The sequence below is a fragment of the Cobetia sp. cqz5-12 genome, assembly GCF_016495405.1.
In the GTDB taxonomy this organism is placed as follows: Bacteria; Pseudomonadota; Gammaproteobacteria; order Pseudomonadales; family Halomonadaceae; genus Cobetia.
Map to the genome: position 1 here is coordinate 3,642,710 of NZ_CP044522.1, position 19,933 is coordinate 3,662,642.

At 62.6% G+C, this 19,933-nt stretch carries 15 protein-coding genes; 6 read left to right on the forward strand and 9 right to left on the reverse strand.

Going from position 1 to position 19,933, the window contains the following annotated elements:
• Positions 1–115 precede the first annotated feature (115 nt).
• From F8A90_RS15080 to nirD, 3 genes are read left to right on the forward strand one after another with little or no spacing between them, the layout of a single operon-like run.
• Positions 116–1,549: an NAD(P)/FAD-dependent oxidoreductase gene (locus F8A90_RS15080; protein ID WP_200017761.1), complete on the forward strand. Its 1,434-nt coding sequence runs from the start codon at positions 116–118 to the stop codon at positions 1,547–1,549.
• Positions 1,546–4,203: a nitrite reductase large subunit NirB gene (nirB, locus tag F8A90_RS15085; protein WP_200017763.1), complete on the forward strand. Its 2,658-nt coding sequence runs from the start codon at positions 1,546–1,548 to the stop codon at positions 4,201–4,203. The genes F8A90_RS15080 and nirB overlap by 4 nt, the downstream gene beginning before the upstream one ends.
• Positions 4,200–4,619, forward strand: coding sequence for a nitrite reductase small subunit NirD (nirD, locus tag F8A90_RS15090; RefSeq protein WP_200017765.1), 420 nt, complete (start codon positions 4,200–4,202; stop codon positions 4,617–4,619). The genes nirB and nirD overlap by 4 nt, the downstream gene beginning before the upstream one ends.
• Positions 4,620–5,134: 515 nt before the next feature.
• On the opposite strand, the gene F8A90_RS15095 is transcribed toward nirD, so the two are convergent.
• The 6 genes from F8A90_RS15095 to F8A90_RS15120 all read right to left on the reverse strand — a co-directional run bounded on the left by F8A90_RS15095 (position 5,135) and on the right by F8A90_RS15120 (position 12,130).
• Complete coding sequence (locus F8A90_RS15095) at positions 5,135–6,064, reverse strand: branched-chain amino acid ABC transporter permease (protein ID WP_200020072.1); 930 nt, start codon at positions 6,062–6,064, stop codon at positions 5,135–5,137.
• Positions 6,065–6,137: 73 nt separating this feature from the next.
• Positions 6,138–7,025 carry a branched-chain amino acid ABC transporter permease gene (locus tag F8A90_RS15100; RefSeq protein WP_077378138.1) on the reverse strand — a complete coding sequence of 296 codons (888 nt, stop codon included), beginning with the start codon at positions 7,023–7,025 and terminating at the stop codon, positions 6,138–6,140.
• A 107-nt stretch (positions 7,026–7,132) separates the two neighbouring features.
• Positions 7,133–8,314, reverse strand: coding sequence for an ABC transporter substrate-binding protein (locus F8A90_RS15105; protein WP_200020073.1), 1,182 nt, complete (start codon positions 8,312–8,314; stop codon positions 7,133–7,135).
• Between the two features lie 264 nt (positions 8,315–8,578).
• A complete protein-coding gene (locus F8A90_RS15110) occupies positions 8,579–9,364 on the reverse strand; it encodes an ABC transporter ATP-binding protein (RefSeq protein WP_200017767.1) in 786 nt (261 codons plus the stop codon).
• On the reverse strand, positions 9,361–10,194 hold the full coding sequence (locus F8A90_RS15115; RefSeq protein ID WP_200017769.1) for an ABC transporter ATP-binding protein: 834 nt from the start codon (positions 10,192–10,194) through the stop codon (positions 9,361–9,363). The genes F8A90_RS15110 and F8A90_RS15115 overlap by 4 nt, the downstream gene beginning before the upstream one ends.
• A 553-nt stretch (positions 10,195–10,747) precedes the next feature.
• Positions 10,748–12,130 (reverse strand): L-serine ammonia-lyase, encoded by a 1,383-nt coding sequence (locus F8A90_RS15120; protein ID WP_200017772.1) that lies wholly within the window; start codon positions 12,128–12,130, stop codon positions 10,748–10,750.
• Between the two features lie 264 nt (positions 12,131–12,394).
• On the opposite strand from F8A90_RS15120, the gene F8A90_RS15125 reads away from it, so the two are divergent.
• The 3 genes from F8A90_RS15125 to F8A90_RS15135 all read left to right on the forward strand — a co-directional run bounded on the left by F8A90_RS15125 (position 12,395) and on the right by F8A90_RS15135 (position 15,048).
• Positions 12,395–13,405, forward strand: coding sequence for a LysR substrate-binding domain-containing protein (locus tag F8A90_RS15125; RefSeq protein ID WP_200017773.1), 1,011 nt, complete (start codon positions 12,395–12,397; stop codon positions 13,403–13,405).
• A 153-nt stretch (positions 13,406–13,558) separates the two neighbouring features.
• Positions 13,559–14,293 carry a hypothetical protein gene (locus tag F8A90_RS15130; RefSeq protein ID WP_200017775.1) on the forward strand — a complete coding sequence of 245 codons (735 nt, stop codon included), beginning with the start codon at positions 13,559–13,561 and terminating at the stop codon, positions 14,291–14,293.
• 428 nt (positions 14,294–14,721) lie between these two features.
• The gene (locus F8A90_RS15135) at positions 14,722–15,048 is read left to right on the forward strand and encodes a hypothetical protein (protein WP_054557224.1); all 327 of its coding nucleotides are present in this window, start codon (positions 14,722–14,724) and stop codon (positions 15,046–15,048) included.
• A 195-nt stretch (positions 15,049–15,243) separates the two neighbouring features.
• On the opposite strand, the gene rpoD is transcribed toward F8A90_RS15135, so the two are convergent.
• The 3 genes from rpoD to rpsU form a co-directional block, all read right to left on the reverse strand.
• Positions 15,244–17,082 (reverse strand): RNA polymerase sigma factor RpoD, encoded by a 1,839-nt coding sequence (rpoD, locus tag F8A90_RS15140; protein ID WP_043334650.1) that lies wholly within the window; start codon positions 17,080–17,082, stop codon positions 15,244–15,246.
• A gap of 326 nt (positions 17,083–17,408) precedes the next feature.
• Positions 17,409–19,484 carry a DNA primase gene (gene dnaG / locus F8A90_RS15145; protein ID WP_200017777.1) on the reverse strand — a complete coding sequence of 692 codons (2,076 nt, stop codon included), beginning with the start codon at positions 19,482–19,484 and terminating at the stop codon, positions 17,409–17,411.
• Between the two features lie 228 nt (positions 19,485–19,712).
• The gene (gene rpsU, locus F8A90_RS15150; RefSeq protein WP_024951433.1) at positions 19,713–19,928 is read right to left on the reverse strand and encodes a 30S ribosomal protein S21; all 216 of its coding nucleotides are present in this window, start codon (positions 19,926–19,928) and stop codon (positions 19,713–19,715) included.
• Positions 19,929–19,933: the final 5 nt, after the last annotated feature.

Here is a 19,933-nt window from a genome sequence, read left to right on the forward strand (position 1 = left end):
GCCCTCATCTTCCAGGCAAAGGCGCCTGCTTGACGTCGTGATCATCACGGCGGCAAGCAGGCGCTTTTTTTATGCATCTTTTTCATGCGTCAGAACATCAGCGCAAGGAGGCAGCATGCACGCATCATCTCTCACCCGCGGGAATGCGCCAGGTTTGGTCATCATCGGCCATGGCATGGCGGCGCAGAAACTGCTGGAGCAGCTGGTCTCGCTGAGCCCTGATCAGCAACTGCCCTGGCCGGTCACGGTGATCGGCGAAGAGCCCAACCTGCCCTACAACCGCATTCAGCTCTCGCCGTTATTGGCGGGCGAGACACACGCCGATGACCTGATCAGCCAGCAGGCCGGCTGGTTCTCGCGGCACGGCATCACACGGGTCAGCGGTGATCCTGTCTCCCAGATCGACCGCGCCGCCCGCTGTGTCGAGACCGCCAGCGGTGGCTGCATCCCCTATCAGCGGCTGGTGATCGCGACAGGCTCACGTCCGGCGCTGCCATTGCCACTCCCTGCTCATCAGCTACAGGCACTCGACACCAATGACTGGCCACCGGGGCTGATGGGCTTTCGCGATCTGAAGGATGTCGAGCAGATGCAGGCTGCCTGCCTCGCCGCCAATGACCAGGGCACTGGCGCGATAGTCATCGGCGGCGGGCTGCTCGGGCTCGAGGCCGCCGAGGGCCTGCGCAAGGGCGGCCTTGAGGTGACGCTGCTGCAGCGCAGCGAGCGCCTGATGAACCGTCAGCTGGATCAGGTCGCAGCCGGGCTGCTGGAGCAGGAACTTCGCGAGCGTGGCCTCGACATCATCACGGCCGCGCACCTCGAAGAGTGGCTCGAGACCCCGGAGGGCCGCATCGGCGGCGTACGCCTCAAGGATGGCCGCGAACTGCGCGCCGGACTGACCATCGCCGCCACCGGCATTCGCCCCGAGATCGAGCTTGCGCGTGCTGCGGGGCTGGCCTGCCAGCGCGCCATCCAGGTCGATGGCTACCTGCTCACGAGCGATCCGCACATTCACGCGCTGGGCGAATGCTGTGAGGTGGATGGCGAGACCTTCGGCCTGATCGAGCCCATTTGGGCGCAGATCGAAGTGCTCGCCCGCCAGCTTCTCGCGCAACCGACTTCGCCCTATCGCAATGCGCCACTGGCGACGCGCCTCAAGGTCAGCGGAATAGACCTTTATAGCTGCGGTGAGCTTGCCCCACTGCCGAATGATGAGGTGCTGGTCTATCAGGACCACGCCCTGGGCGACTACCGCCGACTGCTGCTGCGCGAGGAGCGCCTGGTCGGCGTGGTGCTCTACGGCGACGTCAGTGCCGGCAACGCCCTGTTCGATGCCCTCAAGGCCGGCACACCTCTGACCAGGATTCGCGAAGGCCTCCTGCTGATGCCGGCAGAAGCCCTGGCGGGACTGACGCAGGACGAACCACCGACGGCACCCGATGATCCCAGTGGCAAGTCGGGCACTCAAGACGCTTCTGACAAGACCGACAAGATCGACACCACAGACAAGAACGACAACACCCCTGACACCTTCGAGGAGGCCGCATGAAACACCTGATCATCATCGGCAATGGCATGGTTGGCCATCACTGCGTCGAACAGCTGATCGCACTGGGCGCCACCGCGCACTACCAGATTCATGTCTTCGGCGAAGAACGCCATATCGCCTACGACCGCGTGCATCTCTCGGAGTATTTCACCGGGCGTGATGCCGAATCTCTCGCGCTCGGCAGCGTGGAGGATTACGCCAGAGCCGGTATCACGCTGCACCTCGACGAGTGCGTCACGGCGATCGATCGCGACGGCGGCCATGCCATCACTCCCCAAGGGCGCTACCCCTACGATAGCCTGGTGCTGGCCACCGGCTCGACACCTTTCGTGCCGCCCATCCAGGGCCTTGGCGAGCCAGGCAGCGAAGCTGCCGCCAGCAATCGGCTGGTCTACCGCACCCTGGAAGACCTCGACCAGATACGCGCCGCTGCCGACGGCAAGACGCGTGGCGTGGTGGTCGGTGGCGGCCTGCTGGGACTTGAGGCCGCCAACGCCCTCAAGTCACTCGGCCTGGAGGCGCATGTGGTCGAATTCGCGCCTCGCCTGATGCCGGTGCAGCTGGATGAGGATGGCGGCCTGGCACTCAAGCAACACATCACTGCGCTGGGGGTCGGCGTACACCTAAATCGCGCCACCACCGACATCGTGCCCGGCGAGGAGTACCAGTGGCGGATGAATTTCTCCGACGGCGAGCATCTGGAAGCGGATCTGATCGTCTTCTCCGCCGGCATCCGTCCTCAGGATGCCCTGGCCCGTAGCGCCAGCCTCGAGATCGGCGAGCGCGGCGGCATCATCATCGATGACGAATGCCGCACCTCGGACCCGGAAATCTTTGCCATCGGCGAGTGCGCCCTATGGCAATCGCGCATCTTCGGGCTGGTCGCGCCCGGCTATCAGATGGCACGCGGCGTGGCGTCCCTGCTGGCCGCCAGCGCTGGCGATGCCACAAGCGATGCGCAGGAGCGCTTCCGCTTCCAGGGCGCCGACATGTCCACCAAGCTCAAGCTGCTGGGGGTGGATGTCGGCTCCATCGGCGATGCCCACGGCAAGAGCGAAGGCGCGATCAGCTATCGCTACTGTGACGAGGCCGACGGTGTCTATCGCCGCCTGATCGTCTCACAGGATCGCAAGCAGGTACTGGGTGCGGTACTGATCGGTGACAACTCGCGCTACGACACCCTGCTGCAGTACGTCACCAATGGCATCGCGGCGCCCAGGGACCCGGCGGCACTCATCCTGCCGGATGCCAGTGGCGAAGCCATCACCCTGGGCGCGGATGCTCTGCCTGACAGCGCCACCCTGTGCTCCTGCCACAACGTCTCCAAGGGCGATGTCTGCAGCGCCATCGACGCCGGCAACAGCGATCTGGGCGCCATCAAGGCCTGCACCAAGGCCAGTACCGGCTGCGGGGGCTGTGCGGCGCTGCTCAAGAAGGTGGTGGATGCCGAGCTGGAAAGCCGTGGTGTCGAGGTAGATCGCTCGCTGTGCGAGCACTTCGCGCATACCCGTCAGGAGCTCTACTCACTGGTACGCGTCGAAGGCATCCAGACCTTCGCCGAGCTGATGGCTAGCCACGGTCGCCATCCCGATGCCCTGGGCTGCGAGGTCTGCAAGCCGGCGGTCGGCTCGATTCTGGCCTCATGCTGGAACGCACCGATCACCGAGTCCTCGCACATTCCGCTGCAGGACACCAATGACACCTTCATGGCCAACATGCAGAAGAACGGCACCTATTCCGTGGTGCCACGCATTCCCGGCGGCGAGATCACGCCGGACAAGCTGATCGCCATCGGCGAGATCGGCAAGCGCTACAACCTCTATACCAAGATCACCGGCGGCCAGCGTATCGACCTCTTCGGTGCCCAGCTGCATGAACTGCCGGACATCTGGAGCGAGCTGATCGCCGCCGGCTTCGAGACCGGCCACGCCTACGGCAAGTCCACCCGCACGGTGAAATCCTGCATCGGCAGCACCTGGTGTCGCTATGGCGTGCAGGACAGCATGGCGATGGCGCTGACGCTGGAAGACCGCTACAAGGGTCTGCGTTCCCCGCACAAGCTCAAGTTCGCCGTCTCCGGCTGTACCCGCGAATGCGCCGAGGCCCAGAGCAAGGATGTCGGCGTGATCGCCACCGAGAACGGCTGGAACCTCTATGTCTGCGGCAACGGCGGCATGCGTCCGCGTCATGCCGAGCTGTTCGCGACCGACCTGGATGACGAGAGCCTGATCCGCACCATCGACCGCTTCCTGATGTTCTACATTCGCACCGCCGATCGCCTGCAGCGCACCTCCGTCTGGCGCGAGGGTCTCGAAGGCGGCCTCGACTATCTGAAGGAGGTGATCCTCGAGGACAGCCTGGGGCTTGGCGAGACACTCGAGGAGCAGATGCAGCAGGTGGTGGACCGCTACGAATGTGAATGGGCCAATGCGCTCAAGAGCCCCGAGAAGCTCAAACGCTTCCGCAATTACGTGAATGATCAGCGCCCCGACCCGGCCGTGGTCAACATCGTCGAACGCGACCAGATCCGCCCCGCCAGCCGCGATGAACTGGCCAGTGGCAATCTGATCACCAGCGACGGTGGCGCACGCGAAGCAGTGGCAGAACATCAGCCTCAGTCAACGACCCACCTGGCCACGGAGGTACGCTCATGACATCGCCTGCACCTGCCACGACATGGAATATTGCATCGCCCCACTCCGCCACGGCGACATCACCCCATCGCTGGGTGACACTCTGTCAGCGCGAGGACCTGGTGCCGGGCTCCGGCGTCGCCGCCTGGCTTGAGGCGGATGGCCAGGCCTGCCAGATCGCCCTGTTCACGCTGCCGGCCACAGCCGATAGCGACGACCTCACGCTGTTCGCCATCGACCATCATGACCCGGTGTCAGGCGCCAACGTGATTGCCCGCGGCCTGCTGGGCGATCACGCCGGAGAGCCATTGGTGATCTCGCCGCTCTACAAGCAGCGCTATCGACTCAGTGATGGCCAATGTCTTGACGACGACACGCTCGCATTGACGGTGTGGCCTGTGCGTCTGGCTGGCGGCGAGGTACAGATACAGTGCTAGCGGGCGGGCGATGCCTGCTAGCCACACCCGCTATCCACACCCGCTATCCACACCCGCAAGCCACATAAGTTATTGATGACGTACGCATATGGTCGAAAAACGGCACATATTTGGTGCACGGCCATGCTGCAACGCACCATGAATCACCCAACAGTGCGCACGCCACGACTCAGCTGACCGCCACTTGGCAGGCCAGGAACGGACAAAAATTCCTCAAGCTATTGTTTTTATTGAGGATGTTGAAAACCTGGCATCGAGCATGCAATCAATACAGCGAGATGGCAAATGGCGGCTATCTCGCATGGCGTGCTCATTGCTGAGTCGAGGATCCGGGACCGGCGTATCCCCCTCGATATACAATGGCATTTAAGTCCACCCACTTGGGTGGACTTTTTTTATGCCTGACGTCATCGGCAAGTCATTGATGCCTTTGCTTCAGAGCACGATGGGCCGCTCACTCCTTCTTGTTGATCTCCCTTCGTGCTTCTCGCTTTTCCTTCTCGCCGCCTCGCCACTCATTTTTCTTCCCGCTGCTGACGACGCGCAATCCAGCGCTGACATTCCCCGATGATGCCGCTGCGGAAGCTGAGCACGCAGACCACGAAGATGGCGCCCAGTATCACGCTGACCCAATCCCCCAGCGCGGATTGCGCCAACTGATGCTGCAGCCCGATGACCAGCCCGGAACCCACCAATGGCCCGAGCAGCGTGCCGACGCCGCCCAGCAACGTCATCAGGATCACCTCCCCCGACATGTGCCAGCTGGCATCGCCCAGCGAGGCGAGCTGGAAGACAAGCGTCTTGGTCGCTCCCGCCAGACCCGCCAGACCCGCCGACAGCACGAAGGCCACCAGCTTGTAGGCATCGGTGTGATAACCCAGCGAGATGGCGCGCGGTTCATTCTCGCGGATGGCCTTCAGCACCTGACCGAAGGGCGAATGCACCACACGGCGGATCAGGGCAAAGGCCGCCACGAAGATCGCGAACACGACGTAATAGAGAGTGTGATTGTTCGCCAGATCGAACACGCCGAACAGCTCACCGCGCGGCACGCCATGCAGGCCATCTTCCCCATGGGTGAACGGCGCCTGGATGAAGAAGAAGAACATCATCTGGGCCAGGGCCAGCGTGATCATCGCGAAGTAGATGCCCTGTCGTCGGATGGCCAGCGCCCCGAACAGCGTCCCCAGCACTACCGCGCCAAGAGTCCCCGCCACGATGCCCAGCGCGGGGCTCAGCCCCGGATACTCCGCGAGCAGAAAGCCGGTGATGTAGGCGCCCGTGGCCAGAAAGGCGGCGTGCCCGAAGGACAGCAGCCCCACGAAGCCGAGCAGCAGATTGAAGGCGCTCGCGAACAGCGCAAAGCACAGAATCTTCATCAGAAAGACGGGATAGGCGACCCAAGGTGCCAGCAGCCCGAGCAGGAACAGCACGAGATACAGCATGCCTAGCGGGGTGATTCTGCGCGGCGCGCTGCCTGCACGCGCGGCCTGGTGATCCTGTTGCAGTACGGCCATGTCAGGCCTCCTTTCCGAACAGCCCGGCGGGGCGAAGCATCAACACCATCACCATCACCACGAAGATCACGGTATTGGCGGCCTCGGGATAGAACACCTTGGTCAGCCCCTCGATCAGCCCCATCGCGAGCCCGGTGAGGATGGCGCCGAGAATCGAGCCCATCCCGCCGATGACCACCACCGCGAACACCACGATCAGCAGGCTCGAGCCCATGGTCGGCGAGACGGGATACAAGGGCGCGGCCAGCACGCCGGCGAAGGCGGCCAGCGCCACGCCCAGTCCGTAGGTCAGTGACACCATCAAGGGCACATTGATGCCGAAGGCCTGCACCAGCTCAGGATTCTCGGTTCCCGCGCGCAGATAGGCACCGAGGCGCGTGCGCTCGATCAGGAACCAGACGCCAAAGCAGACCACCAACGCCGCCACCAGCACCCAGGCGCGATAGGTGGGCAGGAACATGAAGCTCAGCTTGAAGCCGCCACTCAGCGCCTCGGGAATCGGGTAGCTCGACCCCGAGACACCGAACAGATTCACCAGCGTGCCCTCGAGGATCAGCGCCAGCCCGAAGGTCAGCAGCAGGCCATAGAGGTGATCAAGATGCTGGATGCGCCGCAGCAGGAAGCGCTCGACAACAATGCCCAACGCACCCACCACCAGCGGCACCACGATCAGCGCCGTCCAGTAGTTGAGCCCCAGATATTGCGCTCCCAGCAGCGCCGCGAAGGCGCCCAGCATGTACTGGGCACCATGCGCGAAGTTGATGATGCGCAACAGACCGAAGATCACCGCCAGCCCAAGACTCAGCAATGCATAGAAGGCACCGTTGATCAGCCCCAGCATCAGCTGACCGAACAGCACCATCAGGGGTATTCCAAGAATCATGGTCATCCGCACATTCCTTTTCAGCGCCCATTCGCCTCAGCCGCTCGGCGCTGCCGATCATCTGACCGGCAGCGCCATGCCATACGTCTCAGCGACTCGACTGACGTTCAGCTTCAGCCCTTGACCAGCTCGCACTGGCTGTCCGCCAGCGGTCGGTAGGCTTCAGCGCCTGGAATGGTGCGGATCACGTCATAGACATCCCACTCGCCTTGGGACTCGGAGGGCGCCTTGACCTTGACCAGATACATGTCGTGCACCATGCGCCCGTCGGCACGGATGGTGCCGTTGTTGGCGAACATGTCGTTGACCGGCGTCTCGCCCATCTTGGCGCGCACGGTGGCGGTGTCATCGCTGCCGGTGGCCGCGACCGCATTCAGGTAATGCAGGGTGCTGGAGTAGATACCGGCCTGCACCATGGTCGGCATGCGCGCATTGCGCTCGTGATAACGCTGCGACCAGACACGTGTCTCGTCGTTGAGGTCCCAGTACCAGCCGGTGGTCAGCTGCAGCCCCTGAGCCACCTCAAGCCCCAGCGCGTGCACGTCGTTGAGGAAGATCAACAGCCCCGCCAGCGACTGCCCGGCCTGTACCACGCCGAACTGGCTCGCCGTGGTCAGCGCATTGACGGTGTCCGACCCGGCATTGGCCAGTCCGACGATCTTGGCTCCGGAGCCCTGCGCCTGCAGGATGTAGGAGGAGAAATCACTGGTCGGGAACGGATGACGTACCTTGCCGACGATGGTGCCGCCGTTCTCGTTCACCACCTTTTCCACATCGCCTTCCAGGGCATGACCGAAGGCGTAATCCGCGGTCAAAAGGAACCAGCTGTCGCCGCCTTCATCGACGATGGCCTTGGCCGTACCGTGCGCCAGCGGATAGGTGTCATACACCCAGTGGACATGATTGGGCGTGCAATGCTCATTGGTGATGCTGGAAGCCGCCGAGCCGGAGACGATACCCAACGTGTCCTGTTCGGCGAGAATCCGCGTCACCGCGATGCTCACCGATGAGGCCACCAGGCCCGCGACCATGTCGACATTCTGCTGATCGATCCAGCCGCGCACTGTATTGGCACCGACATCGGCGCTGTTGCGGTCATCGGCACTCAATACCTCGATCGGCATGCCGTTGACGCTGCCACCGAAGTCCTCGACCGCCATCTTGAGCGCATCGAGACCGCCCGGGCCGGCCAGGTCACGATAGGTGCCCGACATGTCGGCCAGATAGCCGATCTTGATCACGCCATCGCTGATATCGGCCTGCGTGATTCCCGCCGACAGCAGTGACCCCATCATGAGCGCGGACAGCGGCAACAGGCGGCGACGTGTGGCCGCCGTGATGCAGCGTGACAACGGTGACGCGACAGGAGTGGCGTTGGGTGTAGCATTAGCATTGGATGTAGCAGTGGCGTGGGATAAAGCGGTGGCGTGCATGACATCTCCAGACCGGATTGCCCGGCAATATTGTGATTGTTGTGGTGAGACGTACGGACTTCAGATTGGCGAGTGCAAAGACCATGCATGGCGGCCAGCCCTGTGCAGCTCAGCTCGAGCGGGAGCTCAGACCCCCAGTACCTTGTGCAGATATTCGTGTCGGGCCAGTAACTCGGCCGCGCTGATCTCTTCCAGAATGGTGCCGTGCTCCATCAGGTAATGACGGTCGGCCAGCGGTGCGGCAAAGCGGAAGTTCTGCTCCACCAGCACGATGGTCATGCCGCGCGCCTTCAGCATCATCAGCACTTCGGCCAGCTTCTGGTTGATGACCGGCGCCAGCCCCTCGGTGATCTCATCCAGCAGTAGCAGGTCGGCCCCGGTGCGCAGGATGCGCGCCAACGCCAGCATCTGCTGCTCGCCACCGGAGAGGCGCGTGCCCTGACTGGTGCGCCGCTCATGCAGATTGGGGAACAGCGCATAGAGCTCATCCAGCGACATGCCCTGGCTCCGGCCCTGGTCATGTCCTGTGCTCTTGACCAGCGGTGGCAGCAGCAGATTCTCCTCGACGCTCAGGCTGGCGAAGATGCCACGCTCCTCGGGGCAGAAGCCGACACCGAGATGGGCGATGCGGTGCGGCGCCAGCTCCATGCTGTCCTGCCCCTTGATGAGGATCTCGCCGCTGCGCCGGCCGACCATATTCATGATCGCGCGCAGCGTACTGCTGCGACCGGCCCCGTTGCGCCCCAGCAAGGTCACCAGCTCGCCGCGCCGCACCGTCATGTTGACGCCATGCAGCACATGGGACTCGCCATACCAGGCGTTCAGCTCGCGCAGGCAGAGCTGCTCTTCCCCCAGCGGCGAGTCGGCCGCCGAGGCTTGCCTGTCCGTCGCCTGCTCCATAACCACCGTCATGAAACCTCCTTGTGCTCATCCGCCGTGGACTCGGGCGATTCACTGCCCAGATACGCTTCACGCACCTCGGGGTTGGCCGACACGCTGGCGTAATCGCCTTCCGCCAGCACCCGGCCGCGCGCCAGCACGCTGATGCGATCGCACAGACGGCTGACCACGCTCAGGTTGTGCTCGACCATCAGCACCGTACGGCCCCGCGCCGCGACACGAATCAGCTCGACCACACGGTCCACATCCTCGGCGCCCATGCCCTGGGTCGGCTCGTCCAGCAGCATCAGCGTGGGCTCAAGCGCCAGCGTGGTCGCCAGCTCCAGCGCCCGCTTGCGGCCATAGGGCAGACTGGCGGTCATACGGTGGGCGTCATCGCGCAGCCCTACCTGCTCCAGCAGATGCAATGCCTGCTCGTTCAGGCTGTCGAGGCTGCGTTCCGGCTTCCAGAAATGAAACGAGGTGCCCTGCGGGCGTTGCAGGGCGACCCGCACGTTCTCGAGCACCGTCATCTGGGAAAACACCGCCGATATCTGGAAGGAGCGCACCAACCCAAGGCGCGCGATCTCATGCGACTTCATGCGAGTGATGGATTTGCCGCGATAGAGAATCTCGCCGCGGGTGGCCGGTAGAAAGCGCGTCAGCAGATTGAAGACTGTCGTCTTGCCGGCACCATTGGGGCCGATAAGGGCATGGATATGCCCTTCCTGCACCTGGAGATTGACGTCATCGACGGCCGTGAAACCCCGAAAATCCTTGCTCAAGCCACGCGTCTCGAGAATCGGGGCTGTCGCTGATGCGCCCCCGCTGGCACGCGGCCCCTGAATGGGCGGTGATGGCATGTCAGTACTCCGTCCTGACCGGCAAGCCGGTGGTCTGTGTCTTCCAAGAGACATGAGGGCTGTTCGTCAGCGCGGATGCCTGCAACGTCTGCCCACAACATCACGGCTCGTCATCGATACGCAGCATCAACAGGCGCCATCAACAGACGCCCCTGACAGACCCTCGATATGCGCCATCGTTGCGACCAGCGCAACTGACGTTAACGTAAACTAGAATAGCGAGAGGCGCGCTGCCAGCGGCAAGCGCGCTCACTCGACCAATAGCCGATATATCAGCGACTTCTTTACAAAGTAGCCCTCCCGAGACATCTCAAGGCTGGCAGCTTCCCCCAGCAACCCGAGCTGAAGAGTCGAGATGAGCGCTATTTCCGCCATAAAAAAGACGCCTGTCCGTCGCGGAATACCGCGCCGAAGAGGCGTCAACGAGGGTTGCCGAGATCATGACCTCTGGCCGGAGATCATGTACCTGACAAGAGACAACGGGTTTGGCCGGAGGCAGCAGGCCTCCGGCGGAAAGTCATATCAGCTCATATTGGGGTGGCAACCGGTCGTATCAGCATTCGATGGCGTTGACCGCGAGACCGCCCTTGGAGGTCTCCTTGTACTTGTCCTGCATGTCGCGGCCGGTGTCACGCATGGTGCGGATCGCCTTGTCCAGCGAGACGAAGTGATCGCCATCGCCACACATCGCCATCTGGGCGGCATTGATCGCCTTGACCGAGGCAATCGCATTGCGCTCGATGCAGGGAATCTGCACCAGGCCGCCGATCGGGTCACAGGTCAGTCCCAGATTGTGCTCCAGACCGATTTCCGCCGCGTTCTCGACCTGCTCCGGCGTCGCGCCCATCAGCTCGGCAAGCCCGGCGGCCGCCATGGCGCAGGCGGAGCCCACCTCGCCCTGACAACCGACTTCCGCCCCGGAGATGGAGGCGTTCTTCTTGCACAGGATGCCCACCGAGGCTGCCGTGAGCAGGAAGTCGACCACGTCCTCCTCGCGCGCATCCTCCTGGAACTTCATGTAATAGCTGAGCACCGCCGGAATGATGCCGGCCGCGCCATTGGTCGGCGCCGTCACCATGCGGCCGCCGGCCGCGTTCTCTTCATTGACCGCCAGCGCGAACAGGTTGACCCAGTCCATCGCCGAGAAGGTCGAGGTGATGATCGACTTGCTGGATTCCACATCCAGCAGACGCGCGTGCAGACGCTTGGCACGGCGCTTGACGTTGAGCCCGCCGGGCAGCACGCCTTCGTGCGTCAGACCGTTGTCGATGCACTCGTTCATCACTTCCCAGATGCGCCATAGCCCACGTCGCACCTGGGTCTCACTGCGCAGCGCACACTCGTTGGCCATCATCAGCTCGCTGATGCGCATCTTGTGCATGCGACACAGCGCCAGCAGTTCATTGGCGGTGTTGAATCCATACGGCAGACGCAGGCTTTCATCTTCCAGCAGCGGGTCACGCGCGGCCTCGACTTCGTCGACCACGAAACCGCCGCCCACTGAGTAATAGACATTGCGATACAGCTCATCGCGATGGCCGTAGGCGATCAGACGCATGGCATTGGGGTGATATGGCAGCGGCGCATCGTGCCACTGCATGTCACGTACCCACACGAAGGGCACCGCGATGCGGTTGTCGAGCAGCAGTGTCTGGGACTCCAGCAGCTCTTCGATGCAGGGGTCGATGATGGCAGGGTCGATCGTTTCCGGCAGCTCGCCCATCAGGCCGAGAATGGTCGCCTTGTCGGTGCCATGGCCTACGCCGGTGGCAGACAGCGAACCATGCAATTGCACCTCGATTCGCGCCACGCGCTCCAGCTGGTCACGCGAGCGCAGGGTCTCGACGAACTGCGCAGCAGCACGCATCGGGCCGACGGTGTGCGAGCTGGAGGGGCCGACACCGACCTTGAAGAGATCAAATACACTGATGGACATGACAACACCTCATCTCGGAAACTCGCCGCGCCTGAGCGCCTGCCAGTGGATGAGGCAATGATGATGGATGGGGACGGGACGCGACAAACCATAAAAATTGGTCGTGGGTTTAGCCTGACTAAACTCTATGCATCAAAAACGGCGTAAACTATGCTCTTCACGCCACCTTGTGCCCTGATGCCTTTAGCTATCATCGCCATCTGCGTCTGGCCATCGCGGTTTCTCCCTCTTTATCTGCCTCCAGCGCTTGCATGAGACCCGCCCATGACGTCTTCCCTCGACAACTCGCCTGGCACTGGCCCCGTCGTGCCGCCGACGGCGACCGGCACGCCCGCCACCACACCGAGCCTGCGCCACCTGAACGGTCAGACCCATGCCTGGCTACAGGTCTTCGCCTGCGCCGCGCGTCATGGCTCCTTCACGCGTGCGGCGGAAGAACTGCACGTCACCACGGGCGCGGTGAGTCAGCAGATCAAGCAGCTGGAGGAGCGGCTGGGCTTCAAGCTGTTTCTGCGTCGTTCACGCGGACTCGAACTGACAGGGGAAGGCGCGCGACTGGCGCGAGTGGTGGAGCAGTCCTATAGCGCGGTGGGACTGGAGGTCAAACGGCTGCGCAGCGGCTTGATGAGCGGTGTACTCAGGCTGCGTTCGGTGCCGTCATTTCTCTCCAAATGGTTGGCGCCCCGGCTGCCGCGCCTGCAGGCACGCTTCCCGGATATCGAGCTGCACGTGCGCGCCGAAGACAGTGACTCGCCACTGCGCGAGGGCGATTTCGAGCTGGCGGTCGACCTCAACGATGGTCACTACCCGGGTATGCAGGTCACCGACCTGATGGAAGAGGAGATCTTCCCCGTCTGTCATCCCGGTCTGATGCGCGGCCGCCCACCGCTGCGCAGCGCAGAGGACCTCGCCTGGTATCCGCTGCTGCACGACATCACCGCCTGGCGCGGCAGTCACGATCACGCCGAGTGGGAATTCTATCTGGCCAGCATCGGCGCCCCCGAGATCAACGTTCAGCGTGGCTATACCTTCAACCGCAACCATCTGTCGATGGAAGCTGCCATCGCCGGCATGGGAGTCGCGATGGCAAGGCGCACGCTGATCACCGACGAGCTGTCCCGCGGCACGCTGATCGCGCCCTTCACGCAGCGGGTACTGACCGGCAAGCGCTACGTCATCGTCCATCCCCACGGCACCCTGGATGATGGCCGGATCCAGGCCGTGCATGACTGGATCGTCGAGGAGGCCGAGCGTGATCGGTTACGTCAGAACTGACGAACATTCCCGCTCGGCGCAACATCGATGCTGAAATGGAATCTCACAGTTTTCTTACCAGAATATTAACTGAGCACCTTTGCATCGTTATAATGAGCAGGCAAACAACACCCTCACCCTGACAGGCAGTCCATGGACTGTCCGGAGAGTCCCTTGTCTCGCCTGACTTCGCATACCCAGCACCATAACGCTGTCCCGCTCCCCATCAGCGCCGAACAACCGCTGTATGGGCGCAAGCCCACTTCGCTCTTCATGCAAGCCTGCCTGCGCCTGGCCATCTATGCGCCACTGGTAGCCGCGATGATGTCGCTGGTCATGCATGATGCCCACCACTTCGGTGATGTCGGCTTCAGCGAAGCCAGCTGGACAGAACACATGCAGAGCACTCTGCTGGCCTTGAGCGCAGCCACCATGTGGGTGGTACATTCACGCCTGCCGGACCTGCGTACCATCAGCCTGCTGCTGTTCGGCCTGTTCGCGGCGTCCCTGATCCGTGAACAGGACGCCCTGCTCGACGGCATGATCGGCGATGGCAGTTGGCAGTTCCTGGTCAGCGTGGTCGCGATCCCGGTCATCATCGGCGTATGGCGCAACCGCAGCCGCTTCATTGCCGAGTTCGAGCACTTCGGACGCAGCTTCGCGTTCGGCCTGTTCGGCGCAGGCTTCCTGGGGACCTACGTCTTCTCACGCCTCTACGGCCGCTCGGAATTCTGGGAAACCCTGATGGGGGACTCCTACCTTCGTTCGGTCAAGAATGCTGCCGAGGAAGTCACCGAACTGTTCGGCTACACCCTGATGGCCATCGCCGTGATCGAGATCGTGCTGCTGGCGATCCGCATGGGCCGCCAGCGCCGCGCCCTGCTGCGTGAGCTCAACGCCAACGACTGAGCCCGGCAGCAAAACCCTCTTGCCGAGCTGCATGCAAGACCTGTCGCACGGCCGTCACTTCGCGCTGCCCCATGAAACAACGCGAAGTGACGTGACATGACATGAAGCACAGCACGAAGCGCAAGAGACAGACAGACCCGTGACTCTCCCAAAAGCCGCTGCTCACCTGAGCCGCGGCTTTTTTTCGTTTCTACTCTCAACAGTCTCTGCCCGACAGTCTCTACTCGACAGCCTTCTCTCGACAGGCTGCGCTAGACAGCCGTCTCTCGATAGCCATTGCGCGAGGCGCTGACAGGAAACGGCTGGACATCAAATGAGAATGATTATATTTTACTAAGCAGTGGATACAATTCAACTATCGCCACTGCCACAGGAAAGCACCGACAGGATCTTGACCGTGTCATGCCCTCATTCTCAAGGAGCCTCACATGCGCTGGTTCAGTAGCTACCGCTTGCACGGTCATAGTCTTGCCCCCAGTCTCCCGCAGCACAGCCTCATCATCAGCATGCGCTGGCCCAGTCGCTGGCGATTGACGCCCGGCGCCACCGTCGTGGTGGAACATCCCAGACTGGGCCAGCTGGTCAAACGCCTGCATCGTATCGATGATAACGGCCGCCTATGGCTGCGCGGCGAGCATCCCGACGGCTTGAGCAGCGAGCAGATGGGCCCGGTCTCCCGTCAGTGCATCAAGGGCCGTGTCGTCTTCAGCGTGGCGGCAACGCCTTCGTCTCACCAGTTGCGCCACGGCGCCTGATAACCCCCAGGGCACATCACGCAGCTCTGGAACGACACAGCTCGAAGGTGACATGCCCCGTAGAGAAAGCCACGCAAAGAAAAGCCCGTAACGAAAAGCCCCACAAACGACAACGCCCGCCTCCCATTCGCATGGGGGCGGGCGTTGTCTTGTCAGCGGGGCCAGCAGTCGAGGCGTGGCCCCGAGCGCTTCAGATCACTCTTCCATGAAGGAACGCAGTGACTCGGAGCGTGACGGGTGACGCAGCTTGCGCAGCGCTTTCGCTTCGATCTGACGGATACGCTCACGGGTGACATCGAACTGCTTGCCGACTTCCTCGAGGGTATGGTCGGTGTTCATGTCGATACCGAAGCGCATGCGCAGCACCTTGGCTTCACGTGCGGTCAGGCCGGACAGGATGCCGCGGGTCGCTTCGATCAGGCCTTCGCCGGTGGCGGAGTCGATCGGCGAGACCATGGTGCCGTCCTCGATGAAGTCACCCAGGTGCGAATCATCATCGTCACCGATCGGCGTCTCCATGGAGATGGGCTCCTTGGCGATCTTGAGCACGCGACGCACCTTGTCTTCCGGCATCTCGAGACGCTCGCCCAACTCTTCCGGCGTCGGCTCGCGACCCATTTCCTGCAGCATCTGACGCGAGACACGGTTCAGCTTGTTGATGGTCTCGATCATGTGCACCGGAATACGGATGGTGCGCGCCTGGTCCGCGATGGAGCGAGTGATCGCCTGACGGATCCACCAGGTGGCGTAGGTCGAGAACTTGTAACCACGACGGTACTCGAACTTGTCCACGGCCTTCATCAGACCGATGTTGCCTTCCTGGATGAGATCCAGGAACTGCAGACCACGGTTGGTGTACTTCTTGGCGATGGAGATGACCAGACGCAGGTTGGCCTCGACCATTTCCTTCTTGGCACGACGCGCCTTGGCTTCACCGATCGACAGGCGACGGTTCACTTCCTTCAGCTCGCTGACCGGCAGCTGGACCATGTCCTGCTCGAAGGCGATCTTGCGCTGGGCACGCAGCACGTCGGCACGGAACGGCTCGAGCTTGTCGGCGTACTTCTTGCTGCCACCGATGAAGCTGTCGAACCAGTCCATGTCGGACTCATGGCCCGGGAAAGCCTTGATGAAGCTCTTGCGAGGCACCTTGCCGCGCTTGACGAAGATCTGCAGGATGACCTTTTCCTGCTCGCGCACCTGCTCGACGGACACGCGAACCTGGCCGACCAGGCGCTCGAAGTGCTTGGGCACCAGCTTGATCGGCGAGAACAGCTCGGCAAGACGGTCCTGCTCGGCTTTCGCCTCGGCAGAGCCGGAGCCGTACTTCTCGATGGCGGCCTTGGTCGCCTCGTTCTGCTCACGGATCTGCTCGAAGCGGACGCGGGCCAGCTCGGGGTCCGGGCCGCCTTCAGAAGCGGAATCGTCATCTTCGTCTTCGTCGCCTTCGGACTCTTCGCCCTCGGGGATCTCTTCGACTTCCTCGACTTCGACTTCGGCGACACCCGGCACGCCTTCGTCAGGGTCGATGAAACCGGAGAAGAGATCGGACAGACGTCCGCCGTCTTCGCCCAGAGTGCCGTCGTAGGCTTCCAGGATGGAGTCGACTGCCCCCGGCAAGAATGCCAGCGACGACATCACCTCACGCGTGCCCTCCTCGATCCGCTTGGCGATCTTGATTTCGCCTTCGCGGGTCAGGAGTTCCACGGTGCCCATCTCACGCATGTACATGCGGACAGGGTCGGTGGTGCGTCCCACATCGCTTTCCACCGCGGCGAGGGCAGCAACGGCCTCTTCGGCGGCAGACTCGTCAGTGGAGGAATCAGACATCATCAGGGTATCGGCATCGGGCGCTTCTTCCGCGACCTTGATGCCCATATCGTTGATCATGCTGATGATGTCTTCCACCTGTTCGGGATCAGCGATATCCTCGGGCAGGTGATCGTTGACCTCGGCATAGGTCAGGTAACCCTGTTCCTTGCCGCGCGCGATCAACTCCTTGAGACGCGACTGCTGCTGCGCATTACCAGCCATAGAACCCCTATCTCGACGAAGAAGAATGAAGCACCTGGACGCGACGCGGCTCAGCGAGTGAGCATGGCGCCGGTATAGGGACGAAGAGAGCATCAAGCGCACCAGTATAGCGTGCCATCAGGAGATGCTGCCAGCGGCGTATTTGCCGGACCATCCAGGTGTGTTAGCGTTATCGGTTACGTTGCGGCAGTCCGCATCGGGAGCTACCTCATTAAATAGTGGGCATGAGTGCGTCTTTCAAGGCCATGGGACGTATTTTCCTGCGCCATCACCTCAGCTCTCACGGCATTTCCACCATTGTCGGCCTTCCTGGCACCGAGACTGCGTCAGCGCCGTGTTGCCAGCTCCATCAGCAGGGCCATCAGCCGCTGCTTCTCTTCTGCCGACAACTTCTCGCCACGCTTTTCCTTGGCCAGCAAGGCCTGATATTCCGCTTCCGGCGTGGTGCGCGCCTGCTGATGCTGGCAATGCTCCACCAGCCCCTTCAGCTCTTCGCTGCGCACGTCACGCGGAATCAGCAATTCACGGGCTGCCAGCTGCTCAAGTCTCGGTCCCTGTGCGGTGCCGAGGAAGTGCGCCAACAGCACCTGTGGCGAACGATACTGCCCCGCCTTCAAGAGACGCACCACATCGTTCAACAGCTGCGCATCCTCGCTGTCGGCCGGCTCGCCCGCTCCTTCGATCCACTCATTGGCGTCAGGTAGCTCGGCGACCAGCTGCGGCTCGTGCACCAGAAGATGCAACAGGCGCGTCAGCATGCTGACCGAGTTGCGCTTCTGGGACCTGGCCGGCGTCGCGCGCGAAGCTTGAGCGCCCTGGCCCGCAGACATCTCGCCGTGCGACTGCCAGTCATCCGGCTGCCAGCCATCGGACTCGCTGTCGCCGAAGCCGGCATCTGCCATCGCCTCCAGCGACGACCACTCATCCTGTGCGTCGCTCAACGTCGCGCCGTCCTGAGGACTGGCAGCGGGCGCTGAGCGCGGCGCGCCGGGCTGACGTTGTTGCTGTTGCAAATGCTGCGGTTGCTGACGTAGCTGCTGGTGCTGACGCAGCCGAGCCTGCTGGGCTTCACGCGCCGCGGCGCGCTCGACCAGCATGGCATCCAGCCGTTCACGCTCCAGACCACTGCGCCGCTCCAGCTCCTTGAGCAGCAGCGAGCGCAGCACCCCTTCGGGCACGCGCGAGATCCACTCCAGCGCCTGGGTCACGAATCGCTCAAGCTGCTCCATGCGCTTGAGGTCACGTCCTTCCGCGGCCTGTTCGAACAGGAACTCGGAGAGCCCGGAGGCGCAGGTGACACGCCTCTCGAATGCCTCCTGACCCTCGCTGCGTACCAGGGAATCCGGGTCCTCGCCTTCGGGCAGGAACAGGAAGCGCGCCTGACGTCCATCGATCATGACCTCGAGCACGGTCTCCAGCGCGCGACGCGCCGCCTGCCGACCGGCCTTGTCGCCGTCGAAGCAGAACACCACCTCATCGACCAGGCGATAGAGGCGCTTGAGGTGCTCCTCACTGGTCGCGGTGCCCAGGGTCGCGCAGGCATTGCGAATGCCGTACTGCGCCAGCGCCACCACGTCCATGTAGCCTTCGACGATCAGCATGCGTTCCAGCTTGCGATTCGCCTCACGGGCTTCATACAGACCGTAGAGCTCGCGCCCCTTGTGGAAGACGGGAGTCTCGGGAGAATTCAGGTATTTGGGCTTGGCATCGCCCATCACGCGACCACCGAAGGCGATGGTGCGGCCTTTCCAGTCACGGATCGGGAACATCACGCGATCGCGGAAGCGGTCATAGCGGCGACCGCTTTCCTCGTGGTGAATCAGCAGACCGTATTCGATCTGCACATCCTCGCTGACACCCAGCTTGCTCAGGTGATGCTTGAGATGCTCCCAGCCTTCCGGCGCGAAGCCGATGCCGAAATCACGCATGACCTCGCGCGACAGACCCCGCCCTTCCAGATACTCACGCGCCGGCTGCGCGGCCGGTTCCGTCAGGCGCTGACGATAGAAGTCCGCGGCCGCCTCGAGCAGATTGACGCCTTCTTCGCGGGCCTGCTCACGACGCTGCCGCTCACGGCGCTCGTGCGGACTCTGGTTGCCGCCTTCGCGCGGCACTTCAAGCGCCAGCCGCGAGGCCAACTGCTCGACGGCCTCGGGGAACGGCAAGCGATCGAATTCCATCAGGAACTTGAGGGCACTGCCGCTCGCCCCGCACCCGAAGCAGTGATAGAACTGCTTGTCCGGGATGACGTTGAACGAGGGAGAGTTTTCCTGATGGAACGGGCAGAGGCCGACATAACTCTTGCCGGCCTTCTTCAGCTGGACGCGCTCACCCACCACCTCGACCACATCGGTGCGGGCCAGCAGATCGTCAATGAAGCCTTGAGGGATGAGACCAGCCATGATTCGCCAGAAGTCGTGGAAAAACGGACTGACCGCAAGATAGTGTCGGCTCAGTGGAGTGAGCGGCTACCTTCGGGTCAGGCCATTCCTCGAGTTAGCGACATGTGCCAGGCAACGGCACACGGCTCGAGAACAAACGGACCACTAGAGACAAAAACAAGCGGCCACCGTGAGGCAGCCGCTTGGTGTCCTTCCAGAGAGCAGAATATCACTCCCCAAAAGTACGGATCAGTAGAGACGCTCGAAACGCTTGCGCTCACGCTGAACCTTCTTGGCGTGGCGCTTTACAGCGGCCGCCTGCTGACGCTTGCGAACAGCTGTCGGCTTCTCGTAGTGCTCACGACGACGCACTTCGGAAAGAACACCGGCTTTTTCGCAGGAGCGCTTGAAACGGCGCAGGGCGACGTCGAACGGCTCGTTGTCACGTACTTTAACTGAAGGCATTAAAC